This is a genomic window from Polaromonas sp. P1_G2 (assembly GCF_056405515.1).
Map to the genome: position 1 here is coordinate 1 of NZ_JBFUBY010001758.1, position 360 is coordinate 360.

The following is a 360-nucleotide window of genomic DNA, read 5'->3' on the forward strand; positions in this document are numbered from 1 at the left end:
GGGCTGACGGCGTTGACGCGGATGCCGCGATCGATCAGTTCACCCGACAAGGTCTTGGCCATCGACAACAGCGCTGCCTTGGTGGCGGCATAGACGCTCGAGGTCGGCATGCCGATATGGATATTGACCGAGGTGTTGAGCACGATCGAAGACGGGTTACTAAGAATTGGCAGCAACGCCTGGACAAGGAAATACGGTCCCTTGACGTTGATCGCAAACGAACGGTCGAAACCGGCTTCGTCCCAAGCCTCTACCGGCCTCAGGTCCGCGACGCCGGCGTTGACGAAGACGATGTCCAGCTTGCCGAAGGCATTTTCGACCTGATCGGCGACAGTCTTCTGCACGGCGACGTCGCTGGCG

1 protein-coding gene is annotated in these 360 nt (G+C 59.7%); it reads right to left on the minus strand.

Annotation, left to right across the window (positions count from 1 at the left end; all coding sequences use genetic code 11):
- A partial coding sequence (locus tag AC1D0P_RS32460) for an SDR family oxidoreductase (RefSeq protein ID WP_477680475.1) occupies nucleotides 1–360 on the minus strand: 360 nt, incomplete at both ends.